The 20,333-nt window shown below is 50.1% G+C and carries 18 protein-coding genes; 13 read left to right on the top strand and 5 right to left on the bottom strand.

Going from position 1 to position 20,333, the window contains the following annotated elements; all coding sequences use genetic code 11:
- Nucleotides 1–42: 42 nt before the first annotated feature.
- From B153_RS0100290 to B153_RS0100275, 4 genes are all read left to right on the top strand, one after another.
- Complete coding sequence (locus B153_RS0100290) at nt 43–429, top strand: VOC family protein (protein ID WP_020594644.1); 387 nt, start codon at nt 43–45, stop codon at nt 427–429.
- Nucleotides 430–575: 146 nt separating this feature from the next.
- Nucleotides 576–2,768 carry an alpha-galactosidase gene (locus tag B153_RS0100285; protein ID WP_020594643.1) on the top strand — a complete coding sequence of 731 codons (2,193 nt, stop codon included), beginning with the start codon at nt 576–578 and terminating at the stop codon, nt 2,766–2,768.
- Nucleotides 2,769–2,907: 139 nt separating this feature from the next.
- Entirely contained in the window at nt 2,908–4,566 is a 1,659-nt protein-coding gene (locus tag B153_RS0100280) for an FAD-binding dehydrogenase (RefSeq protein WP_020594642.1), read from the top strand.
- A gap of 56 nt (nt 4,567–4,622) precedes the next feature.
- Nucleotides 4,623–5,057: an SRPBCC family protein gene (locus B153_RS0100275; protein ID WP_020594641.1), complete on the top strand. Its 435-nt coding sequence runs from the start codon at nt 4,623–4,625 to the stop codon at nt 5,055–5,057.
- A gap of 13 nt (nt 5,058–5,070) precedes the next feature.
- On the opposite strand, the gene B153_RS0100270 is transcribed toward B153_RS0100275, so the two are convergent.
- A complete protein-coding gene (locus B153_RS0100270; RefSeq protein WP_020594640.1) occupies nt 5,071–6,663 on the bottom strand; it encodes a T9SS type A sorting domain-containing protein in 1,593 nt (530 codons plus the stop codon).
- 311 nt (nt 6,664–6,974) lie between these two features.
- Between B153_RS0100270 and B153_RS0100260 the strand changes: the two genes are divergently transcribed.
- From B153_RS0100260 to B153_RS0100235, 6 genes are all read left to right on the top strand, one after another.
- Nucleotides 6,975–8,444 (top strand): APC family permease, encoded by a 1,470-nt coding sequence (locus tag B153_RS0100260; protein ID WP_020594638.1) that lies wholly within the window; start codon nt 6,975–6,977, stop codon nt 8,442–8,444.
- A 197-nt stretch (nt 8,445–8,641) separates the two neighbouring features.
- A complete protein-coding gene (locus B153_RS0100255; RefSeq protein WP_020594637.1) occupies nt 8,642–9,334 on the top strand; it encodes a hemerythrin domain-containing protein in 693 nt (230 codons plus the stop codon).
- 191 nt (nt 9,335–9,525) lie between these two features.
- Entirely contained in the window at nt 9,526–10,152 is a 627-nt protein-coding gene (locus B153_RS0100250; RefSeq protein WP_020594636.1) for a TMEM175 family protein, read from the top strand.
- Nucleotides 10,153–10,167: 15 nt separating this feature from the next.
- Nucleotides 10,168–11,541: a peptidoglycan DD-metalloendopeptidase family protein gene (locus B153_RS0100245; protein ID WP_020594635.1), complete on the top strand. Its 1,374-nt coding sequence runs from the start codon at nt 10,168–10,170 to the stop codon at nt 11,539–11,541.
- 76 nt (nt 11,542–11,617) lie between these two features.
- Complete coding sequence (locus B153_RS0100240; protein WP_020594634.1) at nt 11,618–11,980, top strand: hypothetical protein; 363 nt, start codon at nt 11,618–11,620, stop codon at nt 11,978–11,980.
- A 103-nt stretch (nt 11,981–12,083) separates the two neighbouring features.
- Nucleotides 12,084–12,617 (top strand): ferritin, encoded by a 534-nt coding sequence (locus tag B153_RS0100235; protein WP_026261805.1) that lies wholly within the window; start codon nt 12,084–12,086, stop codon nt 12,615–12,617.
- A 59-nt stretch (nt 12,618–12,676) separates the two neighbouring features.
- Here the strand turns inward: B153_RS0100235 and B153_RS0100230 are convergent, their stop codons facing one another.
- From B153_RS0100230 to atpA, 4 genes are all read right to left on the bottom strand, one after another.
- Nucleotides 12,677–12,973 carry a hypothetical protein gene (locus B153_RS0100230; RefSeq protein WP_020594632.1) on the bottom strand — a complete coding sequence of 99 codons (297 nt, stop codon included), beginning with the start codon at nt 12,971–12,973 and terminating at the stop codon, nt 12,677–12,679.
- 100 nt (nt 12,974–13,073) lie between these two features.
- Nucleotides 13,074–13,643, bottom strand: a complete 570-nt coding sequence (locus tag B153_RS0100225; RefSeq protein ID WP_020594631.1) for a DUF4136 domain-containing protein — start codon at nt 13,641–13,643, stop codon at nt 13,074–13,076.
- Between the two features lie 367 nt (nt 13,644–14,010).
- Nucleotides 14,011–14,895 carry an ATP synthase F1 subunit gamma gene (atpG, locus tag B153_RS0100220; protein WP_020594630.1) on the bottom strand — a complete coding sequence of 295 codons (885 nt, stop codon included), beginning with the start codon at nt 14,893–14,895 and terminating at the stop codon, nt 14,011–14,013.
- 103 nt (nt 14,896–14,998) lie between these two features.
- Nucleotides 14,999–16,573 (bottom strand): F0F1 ATP synthase subunit alpha, encoded by a 1,575-nt coding sequence (gene atpA, locus B153_RS0100215; RefSeq protein WP_020594629.1) that lies wholly within the window; start codon nt 16,571–16,573, stop codon nt 14,999–15,001.
- A 373-nt stretch (nt 16,574–16,946) separates the two neighbouring features.
- Here atpA and bamJ point away from each other — a divergent pair, with 373 nt between their 5' ends.
- The 3 genes from bamJ to B153_RS0100195 all read left to right on the top strand — a co-directional run bounded on the left by bamJ (nt 16,947) and on the right by B153_RS0100195 (nt 20,332).
- Nucleotides 16,947–17,717, top strand: coding sequence for a BamJ family beta-barrel-assembly machinery protein (gene bamJ, locus B153_RS0100205; protein WP_026261804.1), 771 nt, complete (start codon nt 16,947–16,949; stop codon nt 17,715–17,717).
- 105 nt (nt 17,718–17,822) lie between these two features.
- Nucleotides 17,823–19,931, top strand: a complete 2,109-nt coding sequence (locus B153_RS0100200; protein ID WP_026261803.1) for a carboxy terminal-processing peptidase — start codon at nt 17,823–17,825, stop codon at nt 19,929–19,931.
- 161 nt (nt 19,932–20,092) lie between these two features.
- Nucleotides 20,093–20,332 (top strand): hypothetical protein, encoded by a 240-nt coding sequence (locus B153_RS0100195; protein WP_020594625.1) that lies wholly within the window; start codon nt 20,093–20,095, stop codon nt 20,330–20,332.
- The last annotated feature ends 1 nt before the right edge of the window (nt 20,333 follow it).

Below are 20,333 nucleotides of genomic sequence, written 5' to 3'. Positions count from 1 at the left end.
CTTTTCAGTTGATCTTTGCCCAGTTCAACAACTACTTATTTTATGCGAATCAAGCTGGTGAGCGTACTGGTCGACGACCAGGAAAAGGCGCTCCAATTTTATACCAACGTTCTGGGTTTTATCAAAAAAACGGAAATCCCTATGGGCGAGCATCGGTGGCTGACGGTCGTTTCCAAAGAAGAGCAGGACGGTACAGAAATTGTGCTTGAACCGATGGGCTTTCCTCCCGCCCAAACCTACCAGAAAGCCCTGTTCGACGCCGGAATTCCTTTGACCGCCTTTCAGGTCGATGATATTGAAGCCGAATACAGGCGACTAAGTTCGCAGGGCGTTTCATTCAGCATGAAACCTACGCCTATGGGAACAACAACACTGGCCGTATTTGCCGATACCTGCGGCAATCATATCCAGATCTATCAAATAAGCTAACTTAATACCATCTGGCAAAAGGATGACCCCGTATTATCTGCGAACTATCCGTATGCCTTATGCAACGACCTGATTGGCTAATCCGTTTCCGAATGGTAGAGTAAACAAGCCGTAAATGCCTATTTTGCAGTCTGAATTCTTCAACTATGAAACTGGCTTATTTACTCTTCCCGTTCCTTCTTGTAACCCTGCTTTCTGCACAGGCAGCACCCGGCGACACACACATTGTAATCGAGACCAATCAAACTGCGCTGGTCATTCGGGTCGACAAAGAGCAAATTCCCACCCTGGTTCATCTGGGCGCTAAACTTCGCAATACGGCCGAATACGCAGCCATTCCGGCCAATGAGAAACGGGGCGAAGATTATACGGGCCTCTACAACTCGGTGTATACACCTGCCGGAAGTCGTAACCTACTCGAACCAGCCATTCAGGTAACCCATGCCGACGGCAACCCTTCCCTCGACCTGAAGTACGTCCGACATGAAACACAATCGGTGGCCGACGGTATCGTACTGACCAAAGTGTATCTGAAAGACCCGCAATATCCGTTTGAGGTAACGCTGTTTTACAAGGCGTATCAGAAAGACGATGTCATTGAGCAATGGTCGAGTATTCGGCATACGGAGAAGAAATCCGTTGTGCTGCACAAATACGCATCGGCCAATCTGTATATCCCCGCTCAGACTTACTACCTGACCCATTTTCATGGCGACTGGGCCAACGAGATGAACCCATCGGAAGTGTTGCTGACTGAAGGCATTAAAGTACTGGATTCCAAGCTGGGTACACGGGCCGACCTGTTTCAGCCCCCGTCGTTTCTGGTATCGCTCAACCAACCTGCCGACGAAGATCAAGGCGACGTGATCGCAGGTACGCTGGCCTGGTCGGGCAATTATCAGTTGGCGTTTGAGGTAGATCCACTGCACAATCTGCGAATTCTGCCCGGCATCAATCCATATGCCTCGGCGTACAACCTGGCACCGGGTACGGAGTTTACCACGCCCGCTTTCCTGTTTACCTATTCCCGGCAAGGAAAGGGCGGAGCCAGTCGCAGTCTGCATCGGTGGGCGCGTAAACACCGCATCCCACAGGGTGAAGGGAACCGACTCACCTTACTGAACAACTGGGAAGCGACTTATTTCGATTTCAACGAAGAGAAGTTGAGTGCCCTGTTCAAAGACGGTAAAAAACTAGGGGTTGACCTGTTTCTGCTCGACGATGGCTGGTTCGGCAACAAATACCCCCGCAACGACGATCATGCCGCTCTGGGCGACTGGCAGGAGAACGTTAAAAAACTGCCGCACGGGCTGGGGTATCTGGTCAGGGAAGCCGAAAATGCGGGTATCAAATTCGGCATCTGGCTGGAGCCCGAGATGGTCAGCCCCAAAAGTGAACTCTACGAAAAACACCCCGACTGGGTCATCAAACTCCCCAACCGGGCGGAGTATTACTTCCGAAATCAGTTAGTGCTTGACCTGTCGAATCCGAAAGTGCAGGACTTTGTGTATAACCTCGTGAACGACCTGATCACCAAAAATCCGACGCTTGGCTTTATCAAATGGGATTGCAACGCGGTCATTTATAATGCCTATTCGGCCACCAATACGAACCAGTCGAACCTGTATGTCGATTATGTGCTGGGCTTGTACAAGGTGTTGGATCGGCTTCGGGTCAAATACCCTACTCTACCTATGATGCTTTGTTCGGGTGGCGGTGGACGCGTTGATTATGGGGCCCTGAAGTATTTTACGGAATACTGGCCCAGTGATAATACCGACCCTATGGAACGGATTTTTATTCAATGGAATTACTCGTACTTTTTCCCATCCATTGCCAGTTGCAATCACGTAACCGATTGGGGCAAACAGCCGATCAAATTCCGAACCGATGTGGCCATGATGGGAAAACTCGGCTACGATATTGTGGTGAGCAAACTAACCGACGACGAACTACAGTTCAGCCAGCAGGCCCTGAAAACCTACGAGCGCATCAAAACCACCATCTGGCAGGGCGATTTGTTCCGGCTGGCTTCGCCATACGACACCGATGTTGCCTCGAGCCTGTATGTCAGTGAGCAACGGGATCGAGCGGTTTGGTTTACGTATCTGGTCAAAAACCGCTACAAGGGGGGCAGTCAGGCTCCTATCAAACTAAAAGGACTGAACCCGGATAAGACCTACAAAATTCAGGAACTCAATGTGTATCCGGGCACACGTTCCTCGATCAATACAACCAGCCCGTCTTACTCTGGCAATTACCTGATGACCATCGGCTTCAACCCACAGGTAGATACCCGCCGAACCAGTGTGGTACTGGAACTGACCGAAGCGAATTAGTAGGCAAACTTTAGATTAAGCTTTCGTAGTTGCAATAGAACACGGATTAGTATGATTTCTATGATTTACACAGATCATAACTAATCATAGAAATCATACTAATCTGCGTTCTATTCCCTATAAAAGCATAACATATACCATGCAAACGGACGCCGATGTCATTATCGTTGGGGCAGGGCTGGCGGGGCTGGTAGCGGCTGCCGAACTGGCCGATGCTGGCAAACGCGTTTTACTGGTCGATCAGGAGCCCGAACAAAGCCTGGGTGGTCAGGCGTTCTGGTCGTTTGGCGGACTATTTCTCGTCGATTCGCCCGAACAACGGCGACTGAAAATCCGGGATTCGTACGAACTGGCCCTCGACGACTGGATGGGCACAGCCGCCTTCGACCGACCAGAAGATGATTGGCCCCGACAATGGGCGGAAGCGTATGTGGCCTTTGCCGCCGGGGAGAAACGATCCTGGCTTCGGCAGCAGGGAATTCGCTTTTTTCCGGTTGTGGGCTGGGCCGAACGAGGGGGATACGGTGCGATCGGGCATGGCAATTCCGTTCCCCGCTTTCACGTAACCTGGGGTACGGGGCCTGGCGTTTTAGCTCCTTTTGAGCAACGGGTTCGGGAGGCTGTCAAACAAGGACTGATTACCCTAAAGTTTCGCCACCGGGTCAATGAGTTATTGGTCACGGATGGGGCTGTTCAGGGCATTCGGGGCGACATTCTGGAGCCCAGCACCGTAAAGCGGGGCGAGAAAAGTTCGCGTATTGTCGTTGGCGATTTTAGCTTTCATGCTCAGGCTGTTATTGTCACCTCGGGTGGTATCGGGGCCAACCATGAGCTAGTCCGTCAAAACTGGCCCCGGCGCCTGGGCGAACCGCCCAGGCATATGCTCTCGGGCGTACCCGATCATGTAGACGGGCGTATGCTGGCCATTTCGGAAACGGCCGGGGCTAACCTCATCAACCGCGACCGGATGTGGCATTATACGGAAGGGGTACAAAACTGGGCGCCCATCTGGAGCCAACACGGCATTCGGATTTTGCCCGGTCCATCGTCGCTTTGGTTCGATGCCCTGGGCAATCGACTGCCCGTTCCCTTATTTCCGGGTTTCGATACCCTGGGAACGCTCAGCCACATTCAGCAAACAGGCTACGACTATACCTGGTTTATTCTGAACCAGGCCATTATTCGGAAAGAATTTGCCTTGTCGGGATCGGAACAAAATCCGGATTTGACGGGCAAAAGCTGGCGGCAGGTGTTGGGTCGGGCTGTCGGCAAAATGGCTCCCGCGCCCGTCGAAGCGTTCAAACAGAACGGAGCAGACTTCATTGTCAAAAATAACCTGACAGAGCTGGTTACCGCAATGAACAAACTGACAGGCAATGCTTTACTCGACCTGGCGACGATTGAACGCGAAATAATGGCCCGAGACCGGCAGTTGCTCAACCCGTTTAGCAAAGATGCCCAGATTACCGCCATCCGGGGAGCCCGCCATTACCTGGGCGACCGACTGATTCGAACCGTAAAACCGCACGCTATTCTTGACCCGGCAGCCGGTCCGTTGATTGCCGTTCGTCTGCACATCCTCACCCGTAAAACGCTGGGGGGTCTGCAAACTGACTTATCAGGCCGGGTATTGGGCACACAGGGTGAGCCTATTCCAGGCCTGTATGCTGCGGGCGAAGTGGCGGGGTTTGGCGGTGGCGGTATGCATGGCTATCGGGCACTGGAAGGTACGTTTTTGGGCGGGTGCCTGTTTTCGGGGCGCACCGCTGGTAGGGCAGCGGCCCAGGCTATCATTTGAGCAAACATTTTCGGGCTCATCGGTCTTATACTAGACTATCAATTGCTCCATGCGCCATGAAAAACTTTGTTGTTCGCAAAAAAATCAGCCTGAAAGCAACCCCCGAAGAAGTCTGGAGTGCACTGACCAATCCGGAAAAAACGAAAAAATACTTTTTCAACTGCGAAGTATTTTCAGACTGGGAAGTAGGCAGCACCATCCTCTTTACAGGCCGTATGTTCCTGATCCGAAAAATCGAACTGAAAGGCCAAATCCTGAAATACGAGCCGAATAAGCTCCTGAAATATACACTAATGAACGAAGGTGCCGATGAAGAATCCGGCAACTTCTCGACCGTAACCGACGAACTCACCTATAAAGACGGCAAAACCATACTTTCTATTACCGACAATGTAGGCCCTGCAAAAGGAGCCGAAGAACGCTACGAACGCTCCCTAAAAGGCTGGGACACCATTCTGAAAGGGCTGAAAAAAGTAGTCGAAGCGCCCTGAACCTTTATTAAGGCTACAGTTTCACAATCCGTCGGGTGGTTTTCCGGTCGCCTACGTTGATCAGCAATACATAGCTGCCATTCGGATAATCAGTCATCGACAGCACCGCCGTTTCCTGCTGGGTTTCTTTTTGCCAAAGCGATTGACCCGCCAAATCAACCAGTTCCAAACGCGCAGACTGGTGTCTGGTCAGTCCCCGAATGCGCACGGTAAGGGATGATACTGCCGGATTTGGGAAAACCTCAACCACTTCAGCCAGCGTGGGGTCGTCAATACTCAGAGCGTTTCCAACCATGACAGAGATGGGTACTCGTTCACTTTCACAACGGCCAACTTTCTGAGCCACGTAATAGATAGCCGGGCCGACCTGATTGGTCGGTGGCGTTGGCGCTACACCGGAGCCGACACCTCCTGTGGCATTGGTTCCATACCACACCAGCGTAGCCGTACTATCTGTCGTGGTGGCGCTCAGCGGTATTGCGGTCTGGCCCTGATAATAACTAATTACACTGGTCGTAGTAGCTGGTTTTGAGGGAGAAGGGGCCACCGTTACGGTCAGGTGCGTAAACTGTCGTCCATCTCCCTGAAGCGGACAACCTTTGCTTGCATCAATGGCCCGTAATCCCATTGTGTAATACGTACTGCCAACTGTACGGGTATCGGGAACCGGAGGAGTTACGGATGAGGGTATAGCCACCTGACCTGTTGCGTCCGTTGCATAGAGCACCTGGTAGTTGTCGGGAGGAAGGGCATGACCATTTACATTGATGGGATAAGCCTGTTCGCCCCAACAATAGGTTAGCTGGCCAAAATGATTGCCCGAATTCGGTAATGGGTTAACTGGCGTAGGGCCGCTACTGGGTCTCCATAGGATTCGTACTTTAGTAGATACCCGTTCACTTTCACAGCCATCAATCCGCTGGGATATTTGATAGGCCCGTTCCGCTACCGGGAATGCATACGTAGAGGTTATATAGGGGTCGGCCCAGGATTTACTAAGCTGAAATGCGCCATTGCGCCTGCACTCGAGGTCATCTTCCAGACAATTCGGAAACTCCATGTACTCAGTAAAATTATCCTGCTGTTCGTCGTAATACAGTCTGGGTGTAGCACCTGACGCCATTCTTACATAGATATACGCATAAGGGTCAGCGGCTGAACTACCCATACAGGCTAGATTTACCGAATCGACCAGGGGAACAGGAGGCTTAGATTCTTTCCCTTTCACAAACAATTGGGTTGGGCTGGGGCTACCAATATAGTCGGGATTGGTCGTACGCACCCGAACGAAATACGTTGTATGAGCGGCTAAGTCAGTAGGAAGGGTTGCGCTGATCTGGTGTTCATCGACAGTGGTACCGTCTGGCGAAAGGGTTTTACCTGTAGATATATCGCTAAAATCACCGCCATCTGAAATCTGTACGGTAAAGATCGTATTGGTCGTGTATGTGCCGAAGGTTAGGCTAAATGAAACGGATAAGGTAGACCCTGGGCAGGCAGACGTAACCGCGAGCGGTTTTGTAGTCAGTATGGTTTGGGCACGTAAACTCAAAGGTAAGGCCAGAATGAGCCCTGCCCAGATAGGCCAAAGTAAACGAAAGTTCATAGTTGGATGGGTTAGCCAATGCATGACCAATATAGTCATACACCTAAGAACCAAAAACATCCGTTAGGGTTTACGTTACTCATGAGTCATTTCGAAAAGAAGTTTTTAACGATCTACTCGCTCGTGGGCCGTTATGTTAAAATCACGGAGGTTGAGTTACAGGTTCGCCGAAACAACCAAATAAAATAGCTCTGTCACTGCATCTGTTCGTATTTGTCTTTGGGCAAGTCAGCCAGCAACCATAGAAATTAGGGGTATCCGTTTGCTTTTCTGACGAATAGAGCGGTTCTTGTATCTATATCTTCTTCTTCATGGCAGAAAACGTACCTAATTCCGTTTCGTCGGTCGACACCGCCGAACCCACCGAATTTAACCGCTCACTGAGCCTGATTGACTCCACGCTCATTGTATCCGGCTCCATGATTGGGTCCGGCGTTTTTATTGTATCGGCCGATATGGCTCGTAATCTGGGGTCATCGGGTTGGTTGCTCATGCTTTGGGTGCTGACGGGCGTATTGACGGTAGCGGCTGCTCTAAGCTATGGCGAGCTGGCGGGTATGATGCCCAAGGCGGGTGGACAATACATCTATATTCAACGTGCTTTCGGCCCTTTGACGGGCTTCGTATACGGCTGGACGGTCTTTATGGTTATCCAGACCGGAACCATTGCGGCTGTAGCGGTCGCCTTCACCAAATATACCGCCGTGTTTATTCCAGCCTTAGGACCCGATAACGTCTTGCTGGCGCTCGGGCCTATAAAAGTGACGCTCGGGTCGTTGTTTGCCATTTCAAGTCTGGTCTTTCTTACCTGGTTAAACAGCCGGGGTGTACAGAGTGGCAAGTTTATTCAAAACGTATTTACATCCGCTAAACTCATTGCCCTGTTGGGACTGATCGTGATTGGGATTACCCTTGGGTTGAGCAGCGGTTTATTGTCGACCAACCTGAACAATGCCTGGGAAGCCAGCACGACATCGGCCACGGGCGAGGTAATTCCGTTGGCCGGTATGGCGTTGATTCTGGCTTTTGGTACATCGATGATCGGGTCGTTGTTTTCGGCCGATGCCTGGAACAACGTAACGTTCATTGCGGGAGAAATTAAAAATCCACGTCGGAATATTCCTCTCGCCCTGTTTTTCGGCACGCTGATCGTAACGACGATTTACTTTCTGGCCAATGTGTCGTACCTCTCGCTCCTTCCCCTGAAAGGATCCCCTACGGGCACTGACATTATCAGCCGTGGCATTCAGTTTGCCGATGCCGACCGGGTTGCCACAGCCGCTGTTGAAACCATTTTCGGCAACGTAGCCGTGGCCATAATGGCCGTCTTGATTATGGTTTCGACTTTTGGCTGCAACAACGGGCTAATACTGGCTGGAGCACGACTCTACTACGCCATGGCAAAGGATGGGCTGTTCCTGAAGCAGGCATCGCACCTGAACCAGCATGCTGTACCCGGTCGTGCTCTGTGGGTGCAATGTATCTGGGCATCCGTTCTCTGCCTGTCGGGTAAGTACGGCGACCTCCTGGACTACTGCACCTTTGCTTCACTGGTATTCTATATGGTGACCATTGCCGGACTCTTCCGGCTCCGTCGCACCGAACCCACTACCGAGCGGCCATATCGGGCGTTTGGCTACCCCATTGTACCCGCTCTGTATATTATTGCCGCCCTGGCCATTTGTGTCATTCTCCTGTATACCAAAACATTCAATACTGGCATGGGTCTCCTGATTGCCGGGTTGGGCATCCCGGTCTATTTCCTGACAAAACGGGGATAATTCGATTATCGAACACAGATTGTTATGATTTACACAGATCTTAAAAATCATAACAATCTGTGTTCGATCAATTGCCTGATTTACACTTCACCTGCCTCTTTTTGCAGTTCAACCGCCTTCTTTCGCAACTGCCCGGTATTTAACTCGTCAAGGTGTCTCTTCATAGCTAGTTTTGCCCTGTTAACCAACAACTAGCTATGAACACCCTAGAACGCCCTGACACCTTCCGCAAGGTGCATAAAGCCTTACGCAAAACCCTGTTCGATACCACTTATTTAGCAGGACGCACCGATTTCACAATTGATCATGAACTGGAAGCCTTAAAAACCCAGTTGAATGAGTTGGTTCACTTTCTGCATATGCATGCCCACAAAGAAGAAGCGTACAGTCTGCCCCTTATTGAAGCCAAATGCCCTGGAGCATCGGCTCACGACCATGCCGAACATGAAAAAATCGACCAGCTCATCGCTGATCTTGAAAATCGGCTGAGTGTTGTTCAGGCCAGTTCTTTATCCGTCCGGCATGGCCTTGGCTACGATTTTTACCTGGCGCTGAATCGGTTCGTATCGGTTTACCTGATGCACATGGACGAAGAAGAAACCGACACCACCGCCCAAACCTACGCCCTTTGTACGGACGAAGAAATCCAGGGAATTACCCGACAAATCATTGCCAGTATGTCGCCAGCCGATGCCGCATTATCGTACCGCTACATGATTCCATCCCTGCACCCCGGCGAACGAACGGCCTTTTTCAGAGAAGTGCAGGCATCCGCTCCGCCTTTTGTTCTGGAAAACCTTCTAAACGTCGCCCGAACAACGCTTTCCGCCAGCGAACTGCAACAGGTCGTCGCGGCTGTTTATCCCGAAAAACACGTGAGCTTCCAATAGTATAAAACGACTGGCAGGCCATTCACGGCTACGGGTAAAGTGTTCCCTTGTAGGCCACGATAGAAACCGGGTGGGGCCCCGCGAGTTTAGCTATTCGTGCGTGTTTCCACCCGCGTTCGTATACGTCAGGCTGATTTCATAACTTATTCGCTCATCGAACCGTTTGTTTATCAATGATGACCTAACGGCAAATGGCAGATTTTCAAGAAAGTGAAACCCTACGTATGGAAACCTTCAGCGATGGGGTTTTCGCTATTGACATTACCCTGCTTACCTTTCAATTAAAAACACCCAGCCTCCGGGCAGCAACCTCTAATCAGTCGCTGGCGCTGGCCTTGTTTCACCAATGGCCCAATTACATCGCCTATTTTATTAGTTTCACAACCATATTTATCATCTGGCTAAATCACCACCGGATGTACAATGTCATTCAGCGTAGCGATGTCCGGTTTATGTTTTACAACGGGTTGTTGTTGCTCCTGGTCAGTATTATTCCTTTTACGACCTCATTGCTGGCCGATTACATCAATACTCCGGCGCATTCGCTTTCGGCAGCCCTCTACATGTTTCTGTTTGCGGGTATTTCCGGAGTTCTGTTCGTGATGTGGAACTACGCTACTGCCAACTACCGGCTTCTCAAGCGCCCTGCTGGTGATGTGCGTATTCAGTCTATCCGGACCAGCCATCTGGTTAGTGTGATCACCTATACCTTTGCCGCAGTTGTATCCTTCCTACTACCCTTTTTGAGTATTCTGGTCGGCTTGGTAATGGTTGTCTATTTATCGCAATTGAAATATCATCGAAACAAAGTCGTTTAATACTATAGTATAACTATGGTAATTAGGTATTATTCGTATATCCTTTTAGCAGGAGTCATTATGGGTTGGCTCAGTGCCTGCACGGGTGTTGGGCCGGCCGCCAATTTGTTTCGTTCTGCCTCACCCCATGATCACTACAGTCAATCGCTCAAAGAAGCGAAACTGGATCAGACCGCGCTGGGTACTGATTGGCTGGCTGCCGCTGACCGAGCCCTTCACGACTCGCTGAAGATCACGGTTCCATACCGCGAAAGTGGGTACTTCTCAGCCAACAGAGCATTTGCTGTTGGGTATCGACTTGATGGGCAGCGAGGGGATCGTTTTCTGGTTCAGGTAGAAACGCAGGGGCAAAAAACCACGCAGATTTTTATCGACGTATTTGCGCTCGACGATCGAAACCGGGCGTCGCTGACTGCGGCATCCAAAGCCGATACGAACGTGCTGACCTGGGAGCCTCGAAAAAATCAGACGTATCTGATCCGTATCCAGCCCGAACTGCTCCGCAACGCAAGCTACACGATTTCGATCACGCGTGAGCCCGCTTTAGCATTTCCCGTAAAAGGGCGCGATAGTCGTCAGATCAGCAGTTATTTTGGCGCAGCCCGTGATGGAGGTCGCCGTCGGCATGAGGGTCTCGATATTTTTGCGCCAAAAGGAACCCCGGCCGTAGCTTCGGTCAATGGCATCATCACAGGGGTCGGGACTAATTCGCTGGGGGGTAATGTCGCTTTTTTGACCGACCATGAGCGAGACATCCGGCTTTATTATGCCCACCTCGATCGCTGGAATGTAACCAACGGCCAACGCGTCTCGATCGGTGATACGATCGGCTTTGTCGGCAATACTGGTAATGCGCGCACTACGGGGCCGCATCTGCATTTCGGCATTTATGGCCTGATGGATGGCGCCACCGACCCACTTCCTTTCGTTCGGCTTGGACGTGGCCCGGCCAAACAGACGCTTTTGTCAAGCTCCCGTTTGGGAGATTCGGTTCGGACCTCGGCCGCGAAGTCGCTGGTCCGCCTGTCGCCCAGTAGTGATTCGCCCATCGTGCGTGAGTTGCCTAAACTCTCGGCTTTGACCATTCTGGGTGGAACAGAAACCTGGCTACGCATCGAAACCCCCGATGGTTTGACCGGCTATGTGCTCAATAGTACTACAGAAACCCCTAAAAAATCGCTTCGACGTTTAACCTTATCGGCACCAGGGGCTTTACTGGACGCGGCTGACCAGCAGGCAGGTATCATCGACACCTTACCTACAGGTGCCGCTGTCGACGTGCTGGCTCAAACAACTACCTTTCAATTGGTACGAAGTACCGAGGGCCTGACAGGCTGGCTACCCTTAACAGTCAGTTCTGCTCCACCCATCAATTCGACGGTTCGTTGACAACGACAAAAATATTGTTTAGAAACACTCTAAATTAAGAGTTACGGCTTATCTTTGTGCATTCATTTGCGTACCCATGACCAGTAACGTACCGGCAACCTATCAGGAAGTTTTCCGAACCGACAAAGGTGTAGTTTATCAATGTGATGCGAGTTATCGCCTGATTCTGGAATTCTGGAATACCCGCACGCAGTTTTCAGCCCGCGACTTTGCTCAGTTCCGCCGTATGGTCGAAACCGTCGATATCCGGCAGATGGCACTTAGTACGGCTGCTTCCGATGATGTGGAGATTCTGACGCTCCCTCGTTCAGAACGCTGTTATGTGCTAACGCTCTGTGAGATTGTTCATTTACGTGAACTACTCAATGGGGCCAAACTCATGCTGGACCTGAACTCCATGCTACGGGAGTGTGGTTGTACCCTGCCCGAACCCGCATAAATAGATTCCGTCTAAATTTTCTGATCGTCAACCGGCTTTATAACATGAGCCGGTTTTTTTTGTTCTTTTGGGAAAAGATCTCACCGGCAACAGCCATTTAATTATGAAAGACTTAGCAAGACTTCGCACCGCAATCAAAGAGAGCGTGGAGCTGGCACTGAACCAGCAAATACAGATGGAAATGGTATCCTCGTCGAAATATCTGGCGATGGCAGGCTGGTGCGACCGCAATGGACTAGACCATTGCGCAGGCTTCTTTTACAAGCAGTCGGACGAGGAGCGCCACCATGCCATGAAGCTTTTCCATTACCTTTGCGATCAGGGTGCTACAGCCTACTCGCCCGAGGTTCCGGCGGTTGCCCAGGAGTTTGATTCACTTAGGTCTGTATTCGAAGGCGCTTTGGAGCAGGAGGTTTCGGTAACGGACTCGATCAATCGAATTATTGGTATCTGCCGTCGCGAAAGTGATTATGCCACCGAAGAACTTCTGAAGTGGTATGTGAAAGAACAAATGGAAGAGGAGTACATTGCCCGTCGCTGTCTCGAACTGATCGACCAGATTCCAGCCGACCAGATTTATTACCTCGATAAAAAACTCGCCAGCGTAACCTACGATGGCAACGTATTTGACGAATAACCAACCTATGAGAACGTAGAAAGGCATCTGGTATGGATGCCTTTTTTTATGCGACAGAATTACCACTTGGGTGGCGAGGATTGCGAAATATCTTTTGCTGGGGTACTGGTGGGCGGGGTATTCCAGGATGTATCGATTGGTGCCGTTGCTTTGGCGGTATCACAATCCTGTAGGCGCTCCTGCAATTCGGTTATCTTGTTCTCCTGTTGGGTCAGATTTCGCTGAAGATCGATAGTAGCATCTTCCAGTCGTTGATGCCGATTGTACGCCACACCAAGCAACGCCATAATGCCTAACAGAAGCACAATGACAACGGCTACGAGCGAATAAATAACCCCTCGGCTTACGGTGGACATAACCTGAAATCGAAAGGCGCAAAATAACAAAAAGCTATGGCCATAAAAAAACCTGCCCTCCGTAGAGAGCAGGTTTTTATTTTACTGCTTTGTTATTCCCTTAACGGGCCGCACCATAATCCTGCCCGGCACTTTCAGGGAAGTTTTTCATGATGCTGGCAACCGTTTCGCGGAAAGCCTGATCACGATCACGTTCTTTGTTCCGGGTGTTAAGCTGACCAGTTGCCCAGCCTTGCCAGATGATGTCGTTTGTACGCGCATCGAGTACGTTGATTACCACACGGTTTTCTTCATACTGCCGCGAATACACGTTGTTGCCCATACCACCATACCACCAAGAATACGGTGAGTACATGTTATTCGACTGGATTTGCTGACGATCTTTCGAATCCATAAAGAACCGAACCACCAGATCCGCTTCTCCTTGGGTCACAGGTTTGTAGCCACGCGATTTGAGCGACTGGTCGAGCGCATCAGCAATCCGACGCTGGTTCAGATTGCTCCCCACAATTGGGTCTGCATTCCGTTGCCGATCAGCCTCGATCCGGTAGGTCGTAAACTGACGAACATTCACTTTAGGGTCGTAGTCGTATTTTACGGTAATAGCAGGCGCACAGGACGCCAGCGTACCGACGACGAACAAACTAGTTATTATGCCTTTGAGTTTCATGTATTTTGAGTCGTTAAATGGTCCTTAAACCGCTTAATTAACGTTGGGGAAATAGTCATTCGTATATGACAACTTAATAACAACAAAAGTGCTTCATGCGTTTCGATTCCGGGTTAAATATTTAGAAGCAAACCGACCACTAAAAGGCTGATAATCAATAAACATACTCTACCTTTAAGTATTTTTAACAACCCTTTAACCTGGCCCGGTCAATAAGTACTTTCTGACTTGGCCCAGTGCTTCGACTTCTTTTTCCTAGGACGCAATCCAGCCGCAAAGCGTTGCAATGGGTTAGTAAAAGTTACGAAAAAATAAAGCCGCTTCCCTATCCAGAAGCGGCTTTATTTTTTTAACGGCAAGTCGGTTATCAACCGTTGGCCAATGCTTCAGCACCACCCACAATCTCGAGGATTTCTGTGGTAATCGCAGCCTGCCGGGTTCGGTTGTATACCAGTCGAAGTTCTTTCAACAGTTCACCAGCATTTTCGGTTGCTTTATCCATAGCGGTCATCCGGGCACCATGCTCAGCCGCATTCGAATCCAGAACCGCTTTATAGAGTTGAATCTTGATCGTTTTCGGAATCAGTTCGGTCACAATCTGCTCTTCTGAAGGTTCGAACAGATAATTGATTGAACTAGCATTACCCGCAGGCGACTCGGCCGCTACGATAGGCAGCATCTGCTCGGTCCGAACGATTTGTAAAGCGGCATTCCGAAACTCGTTATAGACAACCTCAACCACGTCGTAACGACCATTGGCAAAGCCTTCCATGGCTTCTTCGGCAGCCGCCCGAACGGTATTAAAATTGAGTGACCCAAAGATATCGACGTGATGGGTATTGACCTTAAAGCCACGGCGCTGAAAGGCTTCTGCACCTTTCTTTCCAATAGCCATAATTTCAACACTACCTGAGCGAGCCTGCGACGCATATTTCTCGTCGATCAACGCCAAAGCAGCTTTAACGGCATTGGTATTGAACGCACCACACAAACCCCGATCGGAGGTGACCAGGATAATCAGGACACGCCCAATGGCCCGTGTTTGCTTATAGGGACTTTCGGAAGCCGTTTCCGCCCCTGCCGACACCGTTCCGAGCATCTGACTCAGTTTCTGGGCGTAGGGCCGCAATTGCGTTATATTATCCTGCGCCCGACGCAGTTTGGCAGCCGACACCATTTTCATGGCTTTGGTGATCTGCTGAGTCGAGTTGATCGAAGCAATCCGGGCGCGTACTTCTTTTAGTGAGGCCATTCCTTTAAGGAGTTAGTAGTTAGGAGCGAGCAGTGAGGAGAAAAGTAGCCGAATGCATCAGCTCTTCTCACTCCTAACTCCTCGCTCCTAACTCCTTAAAAAATTAATAATTTGCTGACAGGTCAGCGGCTACTTTCTTCAATGTGGCGGTGCCTTCATCGGTCAGTTTACCAGCACGCAGCTCGTCCAGCACCTTCGGATACTGAGCGCTCAATACCATGCCAAACTCACTCTCGAACGCTTTTACCTTGCTGACCGGAACTTTGTCAAGTAAGCCGTTAGTCGACGCATAGATGATGGCTACCTGCTGCTCAACCGGAACGGGCGAGTACTGTGCCTGCTTCAACATTTCCTGATTCCGACGGCCCCGTTCGATGGTCAGTTTGGTCGACGCATCAAGGTCAGAACCAAACTTGGCAAACGCTTCCAGCTCACGGAACTGTGCCTGATCGAGTTTCAGTGTACCAGCCACTTTCTTCATCGACTTGATCTGGGCGTTACCTCCTACCCGCGATACCGAAATACCTACGTTGATGGCTGGGCGGATACCTGAGTTAAACAGGTTCGACTCCAGGAAGATCTGACCGTCGGTAATCGAAATTACGTTGGTTGGAATATAGGCCGAAACGTCACCGGCCTGTGTTTCAATAATTGGCAACGCCGTCAGCGAACCACCGCCTTTCACCTTGTCTTTCAGAGACGGTGGCAGGTCGTTCATGTTTTTGGCGATTTCGTCGTTAGCGTTGATTTTAGCAGCCCGCTCCAGCAAACGGCTGTGCAGGTAGAATACATCGCCCGGATACGCTTCCCGTCCTGGTGGGCGACGCAGCAGCAGCGACACCTCGCGGTAAGCAACTGCCTGCTTCGACAGATCGTCGTATACCACCAGAGCCGGACGGCCCGTATCGCGGAAGAACTCACCAATAGCGGCCCCTGTGAATGGAGCAAAGAACTGCATCGGCGAAGGGTCAGATGCGTTGGCCGACACGATAACCGTGTAGTCCATAGCACCGGCTTTCCGTAGAGTAGCTTCTACCTGCTTAACGGTCGAGGCTTTCTGACCACAGGCTACGTAGATACAGTATACGGGCTGCCCTTTGTCGTAAAATTCTTTCTGGTTGATGATGGTATCGATGGCTACAGCCGTTTTCCCCGTCTGACGGTCACCGATGATTAATTCACGCTGACCACGACCGATGGGGATCATGGCATCGATAGCTTTGATACCCGTTTGGAGAGGTTCGTTTACTGGCTGACGGAAAATTACACCTGGTGCTTTGCGCTCCATGGGCATGGGGAACAACTCACCCTGAATAGGGCCCATACCATCGATTGGCAGACCAAGTGTGTTGACAACACGGCCAAGAATACCATCCCCTACATTTACGTAGGCGATCTGGTTGGTACGCTTAACGGTATCACCTTCTTTGATTTCCGAATAATCGCCGAGCAACACGGCTCCAACGTTATCTTCTTCAAGGTTCAGAGCCATGGCCTGAAGCCCATTCTCGAACGACAGCAATTCACCGGCCTGCACCTTCGAGAGGCCGTAGATACGCGCTACGCCGTCGCCGATTTGCAGCACCGTACCGACTTCTTCGAGTTCAGCTTCAGATTGTGTTCCGGCCAGTTGACGGCGGAGGATCGCTGATATCTCGTCGGGTCTTACGGATTCCATATATGTCAGAGGGAAATTTAGTTTATTTTTTCGGCCGCAAAGGTACGATTAAAATTTAATAAAAATACGATGAATTGAAGAAATAACGTCTGAATCTTAGACTTTTCCGATATTCGGCAGCAAAAGTGCGTGCCATTGGCTGGCTCCGAACGACCGTTCATCCAAATTAACGGTACTTTAAGGGGCTAAAATTGATTTCTGCCAAATTTTCAACTACTTTTATTTGCCTGATCAGAGAAAGGATTAGGCAGGTTTCGATCGCCCCTCCATCAACATTTTTTAGCCGAACCTGCTTATCGTTAAACTTTTATCCTATTCATTCACGTTTCAGTAGTATTAACTCTCAGTTCAAATACACCCGTTTCATTTTCGCATGAAGTTTAATCAATGGATGCTGGCCGGTACTGTATCGGCATTCGTAATTGCTGGTTCTGCCACCGCCCAAGTCAAAAAACCTGCCGTAAAAAAACCAGCTTCGGCTCCTAAAACGGCCGTTGCTTCCAAGCCTGCAAAAGGCAACTTAGCTTCCGAACGAGATTCTCTTAGCTATAGTATTGGCGTCAGTATTGCTCAAAATATCAAACAGCAAGGCCCCAAAGATGTGAATTCGGCCCTGATTGCGCAGGGTCTTGATGACGCACTGAAAGGCGGAACAATGAGCCTGTCGATGGATCAGGTTCAGCAGGTTATTCAGAATTACTACCAGAAGCAGATGGTAGCCAAAAATGCCGAAGCCATGAAAGCGTCGGCAGAAAACAAAAAAATTGGCGAAGCATTCCTGGCCGAGAATAAAACCAAATCAGGTGTAGTTACTACGGCCAGCGGTTTGCAGTATTCCATCGAAAAGGAAGGTACTGGCCCTAAACCAACCGCAACTGATCGGGTAAAAGTGCATTATGCAGGCCGATTGCTGGATGGTACAGAGTTCGACAGTTCGATCAAGCGCGGCCAACCTGCCGAGTTCGGTGTGGGCGAAGTGATCCGAGGCTGGACCGAAGCCCTCCAGTTGATGCCGGTCGGCTCCAAATGGAAGCTTTATATCCCCTCCGATCTAGCCTATGGCGATCGGGGTGCCGGTGCCGATATTAAACCAGGCTCAACATTAGTATTCGATGTTGAGTTACTTGATATTGTAAAACAATAACCAAAGCGTGAACGAATGAAAGAGCGAATTGGAACCAGATAGTTTTCGCTCCGGCGACCCGGTTTCGCTCTTTCATTCGTTTGCCATTAACCTGGGGAATAATAGATGAAGAAGTATCTGGTGACTCTTATGCCCGTGCTGATGCTGAGTTTTCAGCCGGATTTGCCCTCAAATGGTGCTGTCGGTGACGCTTCGTCCTTACAGACTTCGTCCCAATCGTCTACAATCGATGATTTAAAACCGACTGTTTCCCAGGAGCGGGTCGAACAACTCGTAGCTAAATTGCTGACCACCTACCACTATCGGAAGGTGCGGCTCAACGATTCGCTTTCGTCAGTTGTGTGGGATAATTATCTCAAAGAACTCGACGGTAACAAAACGTATCTACTGGCGTCGGATGTAGCCTCTTTCGAAAAATACCGCTATCAAATCGATGATGCGCTGATCAACGGCGATCTGACGGCCGCATATGACCTGTATAACGTTTTCCGGAAGCGCTTCAAAGAACGTAGTGATTTCGTAAAAGAACAGCTCAAAAAGCCCTTCACCTTTACGGAAGATGAATCTTTCAACACCGATCGGGAGAAAGCGCCATGGCCCAAAACGGTTGAAGAACAGAATGATCTGTGGCGTAAAATCCTGAAAAACCAGGAACTGGAACTCCGCCTTGGCAATCGGAAAGATAGCGCCGTGGTAGCTACTATGAACCAGCGTTATACCAACCTGGACAAAGCCTACAACCGCATCAAAAGCGCCGATGTGTTCCAGATTTATATGAACTCATTTGCCGAAGCACTCGACCCACACACGAACTATTTCTCGCCAACGAATGCGGATCGGTTCAATCAGGAGATGAGCCAGTCGCTGGAAGGAATAGGCGCAATGTTGCAGGAAGATGGTGAATACATCAAAATCACGCAGGTATTGCCCGGAGGCCCTGCCTTCAAAAGCAATTTGATCAAAGTCAATGACAAGATTGCAGGGGTTGCCCAGGGCGATAATGGGGCTATGGTCAACACCATGAACTGGCAGGTCGATGAAGTTGTCAAGCTAATCAAAGGCCCTAAAGGTACGGTAGTTCGTATTCAGATTGTATCGCCCGATGCCATTGCCGGTGCTCCACCCAAAGAAATTCGGCTGGTGCGGGAAAAGATCAAACTGGAAGAACAGCGTGCCAAGAAAGAAATCATTGAGGTGACCGACAATGGCAAACCGTTCAAAATCGGAGTCATTAATATCCCGATGTTCTATCGCGATTTTGAAGGTGCCCGCAAGCGCGAAGAAGGTTTCAGCAGCACGACGAGCGATGTGAAAAAGTTTGTCGAAGAGTTGAAAGGTGAAAAAGTAGATGGCATTGTTATTGATCTGCGCGATAACGGTGGTGGTTCGCTAACCGAAGCCATTGACCTGACGGGCATTTTTATTCCCAAAGGCCCCGTGGTACAGGTGAAAGAATCATCGGGCGAAACCGAAGTATATGCCGATAAAGACGGTGGTACAACGGTTTACAATGGTCCACTGGCGGTTTTGGTAAACCGCTTCAGCGCGTCGGCTTCGGAAATTTTCGCGGCCGCCATCCAGGACTACAAACGCGGCATCATAGTGGGCGGCCAAACGTTTGGTAAAGGCACCGTGCAAACACTGATCGATCTGAACCAGTGGCTTCCGAAAGAGCCGGAGAAAGTAGGTCAGGTGAAAATGACGATCCAGAAATTCTACCGAATCAATGGCAGTAGTACGCAACACAAAGGAGTAACACCCGATGTGGAACTGCCCTCTGCTTTCTCGGCCGAAGAATATGGTGAAAGCTCACAGCCAAGCGCGCTCCCCTGGGATCATATCAACTCAACTCGTTATGAGCAGTCGAACGATCTGGATGATAAAGTTCTTAGCCGTCTCCGCGACCGTTTTGAGCAACGACTGAAATCGGACCCTGAACTGAAAAAGCTGGCGCAGGATCTGGCCGACTTCAAAAAAGCGAAAGAAAATACGGTAGTATCGCTGCAAGAGTCGAAACGCCGGAAAGAGCGTGAAGAAGCTGAACGCAAACGTGCAGCCGCTAACAAAGTTTCGCAAATGTCGGCCACAACCGATGAAACCGGCACGCCCTCAACCGCATCGGCAGCTAAGAAGAAAAAAGACCTGTATCTCAATGAGGCAGGGCTTGTACTGGCCGATTATATTCTAGCGTCAAATCTGGCCGTGAATAAATAAAAGAAGTTAGTAGCTGCTTTGTTTATACTTCTGAAAAGCCTGCATTTCGAACCGAGATGCAGGCTTTTCAGTTTTAACGCGGGGCCTGCCGTTGCCGTGGTAACCCGCGATTTCCGTTTATAAACCTCTCTACTTGCGGGTAGAAATCCGCGTAACAAACTGTGTGGTACTTTCTTATTAAACAGGCAGACTTAGAAACAGCGCAATACCAGCACCTGCAAAGACAGGCGTCGCTTACCGAAGTTGAAACGTTCAACGAACCTTATGAAAACTGGTATATTTTCACCGTGGAAAAGGAAAGCTATACGTCGTTTATGGACGCTCTCGACCGACAGGGGATTGCTTATGACCTAAGTGCCAATCGACCAACCCGCTCCGAACTGCTGGAACGTATGCGCTGAC

Origin of the sequence: Spirosoma panaciterrae DSM 21099 (assembly GCF_000374025.1) — a bacterium.
Lineage (GTDB): Bacteria > Bacteroidota > Bacteroidia > Cytophagales > Spirosomataceae > Spirosoma > Spirosoma panaciterrae.
This window is presented reverse-complemented; position numbering and strand designations above follow the sequence as displayed.